The organism is Nonomuraea sp. NPDC049725 (assembly GCF_040674795.1).
Taxonomy (GTDB): Bacteria; Actinomycetota; Actinomycetes; order Streptosporangiales; family Streptosporangiaceae; genus Nonomuraea; species Nonomuraea ceibae.
This window is the reverse complement of the sequence record NZ_JBFANJ010000035.1, coordinates 16,588-27,935: the sequence shown is the minus strand read 5'-3', so window position 1 is coordinate 27,935 and position 11,348 is coordinate 16,588. Positions and strand designations below refer to the sequence as shown.

Below are 11,348 nucleotides of genomic sequence, written 5' to 3'. Positions count from 1 at the left end.
ACGATCCACCACGCCTTCGGGCCGGACACCAGCAGCGGGCCGAGGGTGGCCGCGGTGGTGACCGCCGCGATCACGCCGTCGCCCCGCCGACCGGACAATCCACCGATCCAGGCCATCGGCCCATTATCGATCCCGAGCGAACGCCCGCGGAAATGAACCGAGCACGGGCCTGCGGCTCCTGTGTGACCATTGGCGAGTGCGACCTACGGGTAAGACCTCCCGGCCATCCGTTCTGAAATGGGTGCTCATCGGGGCGGCCATCGGCGCCGCGCCCTTCCTCCTGCTGTACGCCGTCGTGGCGGTCCCCCAGTGGATCACCGATCACCGCTTGGCGAGCTTCGAGGAGCGAGCCCTCGAACATCCGATGCCGCCGGGCACGACGTTCGCCGGGTCCGAACCTCAGGAGCCCCTGATCGGGGACTCCGGCGACTGCTGGGTCGGCTTCACGTTCAACCTCCGCACCGAACGCCCACCCGAGGAGATCAAGCGCTACTACGAGGCGGCTCCCTTCATGCGGGCTGACACGCACTTCTCCGAACTGAGCGTCATCGTCCTGCAGAAGTCCGCCGGCCACGTGTCGGTCGCCGTCGATATGATTTCCTCCGGCACCTGGAACCTCCGCTGCTGGTGAGCACATAGCGCGGCCGTGGCCCCGTACCGGCAAGTCACCGATGATTTCGCGCCCTGGCGGAAGTCTCCACCTTCGACCTTCCTGACCGACCTGACGCGAGGACTCCTGTGACTGACGAGAAAAGGCCGTCCGACATGACCGATCCGGCACCGGAAGCACGCGGCAGCCGCGCGGCTGACCTCTGGCCGCTGGTGCGTGCCGAGCGAGCGGCTCTGGCGGGCGACCTGGCGGGTCTGACCGACGAGCAGTGGGCGACGCCGTCGTTGTGTGCCGGGTTGACGGTGCGGGAGGTGCTGGCGCACCTCACCGCAGGGGCGAGCCTCAACGGCGTGCGGTGGCTGGCGGGGGTGATCCGCTACCGGTTCGACTTCGACAAGCAGGTCGCCATGCGGCTGGCCGAGCAGTTGGGCGCGACCACGGCCGAGACGCATGACAGGTTCCGCCGCGTCATCACGAGCACCACCAAGCCGCCTCTCCCGGTCATCGCGATGCTGGGCGAAACGGTCGTGCATGCCGAGGACATCCGGCGGCCGCTGGGCATTCGCCATGACTACCCGATCGAGACCCTCACCCGGGTGGCCGAGTACTACCAGGGCTCGGACCTGGTCGTCGCCGCCAAGAGACGGATCACCGGCCTGCGGCTCGTCGCCACCGACGGCCCTTTCGCCACGGGCTCCGGCCCGCTGGTGTCCGGCACCACGCTGGCGCTGGTGATGGCCACGACCGGACGCTCGGTGTTCTGCGACGAACTTGACGGCGACGGCGTCGACATCCTGCGCGACCGGCGCGACATGACCTGACCCGGGGTCCGGCGGTCACGGCAGGTTGCCCAGGGCGTACCGGGTGACGCGCTCCGCCTGCTCCCGCACCTGGTCCGTGACCGCCGACCTGCCCGCCACCCGATAGTCGACCTGCACGGATCCACCTGCACCACAGCGCCCGCCGTCCCCCTGCCAGGCGACGCGGACGGCGTCCCACCGGCGGACGTACTGAGGACGGCCGTGCCGCCGGGCCCTCCAGCACCGCCCGGGGCCGCCCGCAGCAGAACCCCGCCCGTCACCAGCGCCGCCACCGCGGAGCCGCTCCGGGGCGATGTAGCCGGGCGAGCCCGACCGGGTCAGCGTCGCCTACCCCTCGACGATGGCGATGCCGAAGGTCAGGGCAGAAGCCGTTGAACATCCTGAAAAATCCGCTCGGTGGCGGCGATCGCCGCCTCGTCGAGATTCTGGATGAATCCGTGCTCCAGGCCCTCCTCCCGCCTGCTTGTCACCTCGACACCGGCCTCGCGCAGCCGCTCGGCATAGGCTTCGCCCTCGTCACGCAGGGGGTCGCGCTCGGCGGTGATCACCACGGCGGGCGGCAGGCCGTACAGGCTGGGCGCGCTCAAGGGGCTCGCGGCCGGGTCGGCGGGGTCGGGCGTCCAGCAGGAGATCGCCTCGTGCAGGAACGCCGGGTCGAGCCCCCACCCGCCCTGCTCCCGGACGCTCGCCGACGCGAGCGTGAGGTCGGTGTTCGGACAGATGAGCACCTGTGCGGCGGGCAGCGGCTCCCCGGCGTCGCGCAGCCGCAGGCAGGCCATCGTGGCCAGGTAGCCGCCGGCGCTGTCCCCGGCGACGGCCCACGGCTTCGCCCAGCGCAGCACCTCGACCGCGTCGTCGATCGCCGCCGGGTAGGGGTGCTCGGGTGCGAGCCGATAGTCGACGGCCAGCACCTCCACGTCGCAGGCGGCGGCGATCCGGCGGCAGGTGCGATCGTGGCTGTCGAGGTCGCCCAGGATGAACGCGCCGCCGTGCAGGAACACGATCATCGGCCGCGGCTCGTCGGCCGGCCGGTAGTGGCGCAGCCTCAGCTTGCCGGGGCCGCTCAGGTCGCTGACGTGCGGCAGGTCGGGTCCGGGGACGCGGGTACGCGGAGCGCGCAAGGCATTGAGATCAAGCACAGCCTGACATCCTTCCTCATCGGCTGACTCACGGCGGGCACGGGCCTCCTGGATGCCACCGGTGTCCCGGTCTCAGCCGATCGCGCGCAGCACTGCGGCGATGAGCCGGTGGTTCTCCAGCGCGCCGCCACCTCCGCCGGCGGCGAAGCGGTTGCGGGTGTAGCTGTAGGCGATCCCGTGGTGGGGGTCGGCGAACGACTGGGCGCCCACGGCGCCGCTGTGCCCGAACGCGTCGGCGCCGAGCTGGGGATAGCGAACCCCTTGGGCCTCGAACCCCAGGAGGAAGTGGTCGGGCTCACCGGTGACCAGGTCGGCGCCGGTCGAGTGTGGTTCGGTGAACTCGGCCAGGGTCCCAGGGGTCAGCAACGGCGGCCGGCCGTCGACCTCGGAGATGGCCGCGGCGTAGAGCGTGGCCAGGCCGCGGGCGTTGCCGACGCTCCCCGAGGAGGTGGGGCCCAGCGCGCGCACGGACCGGGTGTTGGCGAACTCCACCAGGTCGGTCGGCGGGGTGGCGTTGAGGTTGAAGGCGATCCCGGTCAGGCTGTCCGGCGCGGGAGCGCGCTGCCCGTCGTCTCGCGCCGGCCGTACCGGCACGTAACGCGGCTCCAAAGCCTCGGGCAGCCCCAGGTAGAAGTCCAGGTCGTACGGGGTGCGCACCCGCTCGGTGTAGATCTCCTGGATCGACCGGCCGGTCACCCGGCGCACCACCTCGCCGATGAGCGCGCCGATCACGAAGGCGTGGTAGCCGTACGCGCTCCCAGGCCGCCAGTAGGGCCTCTGCGCGGCCAGCCGCAGGGCGAGCAGCCGGTCGTCGGCCAGCTCCGCCGCACTGAAGCCGCCGTCCACGCCGATCAGCCCCGCACGGTGGCCGAGCAGGTCTCGGAGGGTGAGGTCGCTCTTGCCCTCCGCGGCGAACTCCGGCCAGTGCGTGGCCACGGCCTGGTCCAGGTGCAGCACGCCGTCCTGGACCAGCAGCGCGACGACCAGGTAGGCCGCGCCCTTGCCGGACGAGTACAGCGCGAACAGGGATTCGCCGCTCACTCCCGGCCCGGCCCACAGGTCCACCACCTGCCGGCCGGCCAGCCGTACGGCGAGCTGCGCGCCCAGCCCGGGTTCGGCGGTGACGACCGCGGCGAACTCGTCCCTGACGTTCTCGAAGCCGTCGGCGACGGTGCCTCTGACCGTCATGGTGTTCATCGGGGTGACTCCTTGTTCTGATGTCGAGGGGCCCTGACCGCTGGCGCAGACCAGCGGTCAGGGTGATCGAGGCGCCGGCTACTGAGCCGATCCGGCCTGGCCGCTGCCGAACACCTCGGCGACCAGACGCTGCGTCGCCTGCTGGAATGCCGCGCCCACGGACATGTCGGCGTCGTCCACGTAGTTCAGCGCGGCGGTCAACGTCCTGCCTCCGTCAGGTGTGCTGTACATCAGGGCCGCGTGGCCCGCCATGCCGCCGTTGTGCGTGATGACCTTGCCGCCGCCCGGCGTCTCCTGTACGAACACGCCCAGGCCGTAGCCGGCCTTGGACTCCGGCGTGCACATCTCGGCCAGCAGTTCGGCCGGCAGCAGCTTGCCGCCCAGCAGCGCGGTGACGAACGTCTGCAGGTCCTGGGTGGTGGAGATCATGTCGCCGCCGCTGGAGATCCAGGAGGGGTTGTGCCGGGTGACGTCGACCGTCCGGGCCTGGCCGTCCTCGTCGTAGCGGTAGTAGGCGTGCGCGTGCGGCGCGGGGATCTCCTGCTCGGTGTTCGGCTGGACGGTGCCCGTCAGGCCGAGCGGCCCCAGGACGAGGCGCCGCATCTCCTCGGCGACCGAGCGGCCGGTGACCTTCTCGATCAGCAGCCTGGCCAGCACATAGTTGGTGTTGGAATAGCTCCAGTCGGTGCCCGGCTCGAACCTCGCCGGCTTGGTCAGCGCCAGTCGTACGAGCTCCTCCGGCCGGTAGCTGTGGAACCGGTTGTCCACCCACGCCTTGCCCGCGGGGGTGGCGGGGATCCCCGCCACGAACGTGCCGTCCTCGAAGTACTCGCCGGTGAAGTTGAACACCCCGCTGGTGTGCTGCAGCAGCATCCGCACGGTGATCCGCCGGTCCAGCCCGAACTCGGGCAGATAGTCGTCCACCGGGGTGTCCAGGGCGATCTTGCCCTCGGCCACCAGTCGCAGCACCACGGTGGCGGTGAACGTCTTGGTGTTGCTGCCGATCCGGACATGCCCGTCGATCGGTGGCGCTTCGGTCCCGGCGAGCTCGCCCGCCCCGGCGCTGCCGGCCCATTCGCCTTGCTCGTCACGCACCCGCAGCGTCACTCCGACGAAACCGGAGTCGACCATCTCCTGGATGAGCTTCTGCAACTCCGGGCGATCCTGCCCGTGCGGCGTGGCCGGAGCGGTGTCCAGAGCTGCGGTGATCTTGCGGGCCATCTCTGCCACGGTGGGGCTGGGCTCGCCCTGGTGGGTGCGGGCGGCTGCCTCGACGGCGACGAGGACGGTGCGGCGGAAGTTGCCGGCCTCTGTCGCGGCCTGCTCCTTCAGCAGGCTCATGGAGGCGTTCAGGGCCGGCAGCACCTGATCGGCCAGCTCGGCCACGGACCTGCCGTACTTCACACCCTTGGGCGCCTTGGCGAGCACGTGCCCGACCAGCCCTGTCGCGGAGGTCAGGGCGAGGGAACCGTCGGTCCCGGCCTGGTGCGCCGAGCCGGCGGCGCCGGCGGCGGACATCAGCGAGACGGCGCCCCACGCGGCGATCCGCAGGGTGTTCTTGTCCTGCTCGGTAAGGGTGATGGACATGATGGTGTGCTCCTTCGATGCGTTACGGAAAATCAATGGGACGGGCGGATGGTGAAGCCGAACGCCTTCGCCGCCTCTGCGCCCTTGGCCTGGTTCTCGGTGACGTAGGGGCATAGTTCACGTTCGTAGGCGGGGAACGCGACGGTGTGGTCGCCGTCCGTCTCCACCAGGCGGGTCGCCAGCAGGCGGGCCCCGATCAGGGCCTGGGAGGCGCCCATGCCCGCCATCGGCGCCGCGCAGTAGCCGGCGTCGCCGACGAGGACGACGCGGCCGTGTGACCAACGGTCCATGACGATCTGGCAGGCGGAGAAGAAGGAGAAGTCGCGAGCCAGCCGCATCTCCTCCAGCAGCCGTGGCACCAGCCATCCCGCGCCGGCGAAGCGCTCGCGGACCAGGCGTTCCTTCGAGCCGCGGCCGAGCCTGTCCACGTCGGCCGAAGCGGTGGCGAACGACAGGCTCACGGTCATCCTGCCGGGGTCGCCGCAGCTGAACACGTGGACGGCCCTGCCTGGCCCGCTGTACAGCAGGCCCTCGTGGTCGAGGCCCAGCCGGTTGGCCGTGGTGAATCCGACACCCGACATGCCCAGGTGCTGGACGAAGTCGCGGTCGGGACCGAAGACGTGGCGGCGAACGCCGGAGTGGACGCCGTCGGCGCCGACCACCAGGTCGAACCTGCGCCCGGCTGCCCGTTCGAACTCGACGCTGACGCCGTCCTCGCCCTGGTCGATCGCGGTGATCGAGTCGTTGAAGACGTAGGAGACGTCGTCGGCGGTGATGCTGTGCAGGATGCGCGTCACATCGGGCTTGAGCACCGTCAGGTCGCCGGCGAGCGTCTCCCCGGGAACCTCACCGATCCACTTCCCGTCACCGTCGACGAGCGTGATCGCCCCCAGTCCCGTGGCGTGATCGCGCATCTGCGACAGCAGACCCATGCCGTCCAGGACGCCGATCGCCTGCCCGCGGAAGTCGACCGCGTACCCGGTGCCGTGCAACGCGGCGGCCCGCTCCACCACGGTCACCGCGTAGCCCTGCCCGTGCAGCCAGTACGCCAGCGACATGCCCGCGACACCCGCACCTGAGATCAGTGCGTCTCCGCTCATGTGTCCTCCTGTCCTGTACGTGCCGAGGCCTGGAGAAATACTGAGCGAGGGCGTTGATACATTCGCCCATATGGTCTCTATGCGCTTCTCGCTTCTGGGCACAGTGGAGGTGAGCGCTGACGGGCACGTGCTGGGCGGAGCGCCCCGGCATCGAGCGATGCTCGCCTACCTTCTGCTGAACGCGGGAAGCACGGTGAGCACGGACCGGCTGATCGAGGCGATGTGGGGGCCGACCCCACCGGAGACGGCCAAGGCGCAGGTCCAGGCGTCGGTGATGGCGATACGCCGGATGCTGCGCGCGGCGCAGGCCGAGAACATCGTGCAGACGCGTCCCGGCGGCTATGCCGTGGTGACGGAGCCGGGTCAGGTGGACGTGCACGAGTTCAGGCGGCTGGCCGCGGGCGACCGCGAGGAGATCCGCCAGGCGCTCGGGCTCTGGCGAGGGCAGGCGCTGGCCGACGTGCAGGCCGACTTCGTGCCCGCCACCCGGGCCCTGCTGGAGGAGCAGCGGCTGACGGCGCTGGAACGGCTGGCGGAGCTGGAGCTGGAGGCCGGGCGGTATGCCGTGCTGCTGGACGAGCTCGCCGCGGAAGTGGCCGGCCACCCGCTGCGGGAGCGCCTGCGCGGGCAGTACGTGCTGGCGCTGCACCGATCGGGACGGCAGGCGGAGGCGCTGGCGGCCGCGCGTGACTACCGCACGACGCTGGCCGCGCAGCAGGGCCTGGACCCCAGCCGGGAGTTCGCGGCCGTCGAGGAAGCGGTGCTGAGAGACGACCGGCCCGCGGTGGTGAACTTCCTGCCGTACGACGTGCCCGACTTCGCCGGCCGGGAAGCCGAGCTCGAGCGGCTCGCCATGCTGCCCGACGGGGTGAGCGTGGTCGCGATCGACGGCATGGCGGGCATCGGCAAGACCACGCTGGCCGTACACGCGGGACACCTGCTCGCCGAGCGCTTCCCCGACGGCGCGCTCTTCGTCGACCTGCAGGCCCACACCGCAGGCCGGGACCCCGTCGATCCCGGCGACGCGCTGGAGATCCTGCTGCGCCAGCTCGGCGTCCCCGCCGAGCGCGTACCGCCAGGGACCTCCGAACGCGCCGCGCTGTGGCGCGCCGAACTGTCGGGCCTGCGCGCCCTGGTCGTCATCGACAACGCCGCCGACACCCAGCACGTCAGGCCGCTGCTGCCCGGCGGTTCGGGCAGCATGGCCGTGATCACCAGCCGGCGCAGGCTGACCGACTTGGACGGCGCCCACGCCATCTCCGTCGACGTGCTCTCGGAGCGTGACGCGGTCGAGCTGTTCACCGGCGTCGTCGGGCCGCGCGCGCGGGAGGAGCCCGCTGCCGTCGCCGAGGTCCTGAGCCTGTGCGGGTTCCTTCCGCTGGCCGTGCGCATCGCCGCCGCGCGGCTGCGCCACCGTCCCCGGTGGACGGTGGACTACCTCGCCGTACGGCTGCGCGACCAGGGCCGCCGCCTGGCCGAACTGGCCACCGCGGAACGGGGCGTCGCGGCCGCTTTCGGGCTGTCGTACGAGCAGCTGAGCGCCGACCATCGGCGCATGTTCCGCCTGCTCGGTCTCCACCCCGGCCAGGACATCGACGCCTACGCGGCCGCCGCCCTCGCCGGCCTGACCGTTACGCGTGCCGAATCGCTCCTGGAAGACCTGCTGGACACCCACATGCTCCTCCAGCAGGAACCAGGCCGCTACACCTTCCACGACCTCCTGCGCGACCACGCCAGGTCAGCCGCCGTTCTGGAGGAACAGGACGCCTCCGCAAAGGCCGCCCTGACCAGGCTCTTCGCCTTCTACACCCACCTGACGGGCCTGGCCGCCGACCTCAGGTACGCGGACAGGGTTCTCCCAGCTCCGCACGAGCCCGCCCCGGGCCTGGAGACCCCACTCCTGTCCGACCGCGCCGACGCCGCGGCCTGGCTGGACACCGAACTGCCCGCCCTCCTGGCCGTCGGCGCGCATGCGGCGGAACACGGCTGGCACACGCAGGCCTTCTTCCTGTCCACGACCCTGTTCCCCTTCCTGGAGGAACGCGGCCGCCGCGGCGCCGCACTCACCCTCCACCTGCAATCCCTTTCAGCGGTACGGCAGGCAGCCGACCTGTGGAGCGAGGGCCGCACCCTCGCGGACCTGGCCAGAACTCACCACGCCCTGGGGAACGTGGCCCAGGCCGTCCAGTACGCCCACGAGGCGATCAGCACCTGCCGGGCGGCCGGCGACCCGGAGGGCGAAGCGGTGGGACATCACTTCCTGGGCCACTCGCTCGAACGCCGAGGCGACGTCCACGGCGCCCACGACCACTACCAACAGGCACTGGAACTGTTCCAGAAGGCGGACAACCGCGTCGGCACAGGGGTCCTCCTGATCGACATGGGCGAGACCTACAGGCAACTGGGCAAGCCCGACCTGGCCCGCGACCACCTGATGCAGGCCCAGCGGCTCAACCACGAGATCGGCAGCCAGGCAAGCCTCTGGAACGCCCAGCTCGCCCTCGGCAACCTCCACACCGACCAGAGCGAGCACGACGCCGCTCGCCGCGCCTTCGAGCGCGCCTACGCGATCAGCCGCGACCTCGGCCCGCACCTGCAGGCGGAGACCCTGAACGCCCTGGGCGCCGCCGCACGAGCCATGGGCGACCACCATCAGGCCCTCATCGATCACGACGCCTCACTCGCTCTGGCCACGGAGATCGACGATCCCCACGAAGCCGCCCACGGCCACCTCGGCCTGGCCAAGGCCCGTCACGCACTCGGCCACACCGCCCTGACCCGTACTCACGCCCAGGAGGCGATCCGCCTGCTCGAAGAGCTCGGCAACCCCGCCGCTGACACCGCCAGGGCCCTCCTGTGACGATCTTGGCTTACCTGTTCAGAAGGTCCGCCGGCACCGCGCTGACTGCTCACGTCCAGGTCCGTCCCTGAAGGAGGAGCCGACCACGGACCGCGGCGGCGGCCAGGTGAGTGATCCCGGCTCGGGAGGCGAGGAAGAGCGTGTTGATCGGCGGCAGCTCCGGCGCGTTCAGGAGGCGGAGCCGGCCGTCGGCGAGTTCGGTGGCGCACAGGTACGTGGGCAGGACGGTGATCCCCGCCCCCGCCGTCACCATCGCGAGCACGCCGCGCAGGTCGGGCACCACCACCGCGGGCGGCCGGGTCAGCCGTGCCTCGAAGACGGTGCGCCAGTAGCGGCGCAGGATCGGGAGGTTCTCCCCGTACGCGACCAGCGGCGCGTGATCTATGTCGGCGATGATCCACCGCGGAGCCGCGACCAGCGCGAACTCCTCGCCGGTGAGCGGCTCGACGTGCAGTCCCCGGCGGCGGGGACGCTGCGCGGAGATGACCAGATCGAGCCCGCCCTTGGCCAGCTCGGCGTGCAGCCCGTCGGGAAGCCCCAGGCTGACCCGCAGTTGCAGCCCCGCCCCCACCCCGCCCGATCCGGCCCGGCGCAGCATCCGCGCCCGCCGCGCGATCCTGGACTCCACCGCCCAACTCATCGCCGAGAAGGGGTATGCGGACGTCACCATCGAGGCCATCGCCTCCCGCGCCGGCGTCGGCAAGCCCACCATCTACCGCTGGTGGCCCTCCAAGGCCATGGTGACCATCGAGTTGCTCATCGAGATCGCCGAGCAGACCACCGGCTACCCTGACACCGGCGACTTCGCCGCCGACCTGCGCACCCAGATGCAGGGCCTCATCGCCGCGATCCACCCGCCCCGCACCTCACCCCTGGCCGGAGTGATCGCCGAAGGGCTCCAGAACCCCGACGTCGCCCGCCAACTCCGGAGCTCCTGCTGGAACCGCAGCTCGAACTGTTCAGAGACCGGCTGCGCCGCGCCCAGCAGCAGGGGCAGCTCCCTCCCGACGCCGACCCGGATGTCGCTCTCTACCTGCTGTACGGCCCGCTGCACTACCGCCTGCTCTATGACCTCGGCATGCCGGACGCTCGCGAACTCGACACCCTCATCGCACACGCCCTGAACGCCATGAATGGACCCGCGGAGCCACCGCCCACCCGATAACTAATCAAGAGCGAGAACCACCGTTATCTAGACATACCCTCCGCCGCGTTCGGCGTTCTTGCCGGCGAAGACCCGCCGGCACCCGGCGGTATTGGGCGCGTCGAGTTGGCGTTCGAGGCTCTTGCCGGCAGTGGGGACGCGGGCGTAGCCGAGGCGGATCTCGCTGTGGTGGGCGGGGAAGGCGGCCAGTGGATCGGCGGGCCGGCCACTTGGGCAACATCGTGCTACTTCGACTGCAGGCTGACCGGGACAGGTTTCCCGGTCGCGGTGTTCACCACTGACCGGTTGCCCAGGGGCGCCTGCAGCCGGAGTTCTACTGGATGCGCGTATCCCATCAACATGTTGTACGTCGGCTCTTCCCAAGGCCATGGCCGATCGCAGATGTCCTCCTCCACGAGGACACCGATGACAACCGTGGACCCGGTCTCCTCCATGGAAGTGGCGGCCACACGCTCGCATGGCTCAGGGTTCGATGGGGGGCGGCTGAACAGGACCTTCACGGTCAACGTCCGCCCATCGGGCGACAGCGTCACATTCTTGACGTCTCGCCATTGCGATGTGCTGCATCCCGCCAAGGCCAGCGCGACGCACGCCGCCGGGAGCGCTCTGCCCACCATGCTGGTCCTGCGCGTGGCCATTGAGTCTGCCTTCCTTGCCTGCGTTTCATGACGTCGCACCGTAAGCCGCTCGGACCGTGGTGATGTCGGTGAACGTCAGCCAGCAGTCGAACGTACCGGAGGTACCGCTGCTGAGGATGCCCTTGGCGACCACGGACCCGTCGGGCTGGAACGTGTTGATGGGACACCGGAGTCTCCGCCTTCCTCGTCGAGGCACTCCGAGGCGTGGGCGGCTCCGATCGCATCGTCCAG

Annotated in this window: 9 protein-coding genes and 1 pseudogene; 5 read left to right on the top strand and 5 right to left on the bottom strand. The window is 70.7% G+C overall.

All coding sequences use genetic code 11. The annotated features are described in order from the left end of the window. Positions 1-241 precede the first annotated feature (241 nt). The gene (locus tag AB0J53_RS44710; RefSeq protein WP_364184358.1) at positions 242-631 is read left to right on the top strand and encodes a hypothetical protein; all 390 of its coding nucleotides are present in this window, start codon (positions 242-244) and stop codon (positions 629-631) included. Positions 632-765: 134 nt separating this feature from the next. Beyond that, on the top strand, positions 766-1,431 hold the full coding sequence (locus AB0J53_RS44705) for a maleylpyruvate isomerase family mycothiol-dependent enzyme (RefSeq protein WP_364184355.1): 666 nt from the start codon (positions 766-768) through the stop codon (positions 1,429-1,431). A 356-nt stretch (positions 1,432-1,787) separates the two neighbouring features. On the opposite strand, the gene AB0J53_RS44700 is transcribed toward AB0J53_RS44705, so the two are convergent. The 4 genes from AB0J53_RS44700 to AB0J53_RS44685 all read right to left on the bottom strand — a co-directional run bounded on the left by AB0J53_RS44700 (position 1,788) and on the right by AB0J53_RS44685 (position 6,454). Further along, entirely contained in the window at positions 1,788-2,570 is a 783-nt protein-coding gene (locus AB0J53_RS44700; RefSeq protein ID WP_364184352.1) for an alpha/beta hydrolase, read from the bottom strand. A gap of 72 nt (positions 2,571-2,642) precedes the next feature. Continuing rightward, a complete protein-coding gene (locus AB0J53_RS44695) occupies positions 2,643-3,767 on the bottom strand; it encodes a serine hydrolase domain-containing protein (protein WP_364184349.1) in 1,125 nt (374 codons plus the stop codon). Between the two features lie 78 nt (positions 3,768-3,845). Then, positions 3,846-5,354: a serine hydrolase domain-containing protein gene (locus tag AB0J53_RS44690; protein WP_364184346.1), complete on the bottom strand. Its 1,509-nt coding sequence runs from the start codon at positions 5,352-5,354 to the stop codon at positions 3,846-3,848. A gap of 32 nt (positions 5,355-5,386) precedes the next feature. Then, positions 5,387-6,454 carry an FAD-dependent monooxygenase gene (locus tag AB0J53_RS44685; protein ID WP_364184343.1) on the bottom strand — a complete coding sequence of 356 codons (1,068 nt, stop codon included), beginning with the start codon at positions 6,452-6,454 and terminating at the stop codon, positions 5,387-5,389. On the opposite strand from AB0J53_RS44685, the gene AB0J53_RS44680 reads away from it, so the two are divergent. Continuing rightward, positions 6,411-9,314: a BTAD domain-containing putative transcriptional regulator gene (locus AB0J53_RS44680; RefSeq protein ID WP_364184340.1), complete on the top strand. Its 2,904-nt coding sequence runs from the start codon at positions 6,411-6,413 to the stop codon at positions 9,312-9,314. The two genes, AB0J53_RS44685 and AB0J53_RS44680, sit on opposite strands and share 44 nt — an antisense overlap. A 49-nt stretch (positions 9,315-9,363) precedes the next feature. Here AB0J53_RS44680 and AB0J53_RS44675 read toward each other — a convergent pair whose 3' ends face one another. Then, positions 9,364-9,942, bottom strand: a complete 579-nt coding sequence (locus AB0J53_RS44675; RefSeq protein WP_364184337.1) for a substrate-binding domain-containing protein — start codon at positions 9,940-9,942, stop codon at positions 9,364-9,366. Between AB0J53_RS44675 and AB0J53_RS44670 the strand changes: the two are divergent. Further along, a pseudogene (locus AB0J53_RS44670) lies at positions 9,857-10,479 on the top strand (TetR/AcrR family transcriptional regulator). The gene AB0J53_RS44675 and the pseudogene AB0J53_RS44670 sit on opposite strands and share 86 nt — an antisense overlap. Positions 10,480-10,884: 405 nt before the next feature. Then, complete coding sequence (locus AB0J53_RS44665; protein WP_364184334.1) at positions 10,885-11,148, top strand: hypothetical protein; 264 nt, start codon at positions 10,885-10,887, stop codon at positions 11,146-11,148. Positions 11,149-11,348 lie beyond the last annotated feature (200 nt).

Bases quoted from the DNA above. Each gene is read 5' to 3' on its own strand.
- AB0J53_RS44695 (WP_364184349.1), bottom strand. From the start codon at position 3,767: ATGAACACCATGACGGTCAGAGGCACCGTCGCCGACGGCTTCGAGAAC.
- AB0J53_RS44665 (WP_364184334.1), top strand. From the start codon at position 10,885: ATGACAACCGTGGACCCGGTCTCCTCCATGGAAGTGGCGGCCACACGC.
- AB0J53_RS44690 (WP_364184346.1), bottom strand. From the start codon at position 5,354: ATGTCCATCACCCTTACCGAGCAGGACAAGAACACCCTGCGGATCGCC.
- AB0J53_RS44680 (WP_364184340.1), top strand. From the start codon at position 6,411: ATGCCCGCGACACCCGCACCTGAGATCAGTGCGTCTCCGCTCATGTGT.
- AB0J53_RS44685 (WP_364184343.1), bottom strand. From the start codon at position 6,454: ATGAGCGGAGACGCACTGATCTCAGGTGCGGGTGTCGCGGGCATGTCG.
- AB0J53_RS44705 (WP_364184355.1), top strand. From the start codon at position 766: ATGACCGATCCGGCACCGGAAGCACGCGGCAGCCGCGCGGCTGACCTC.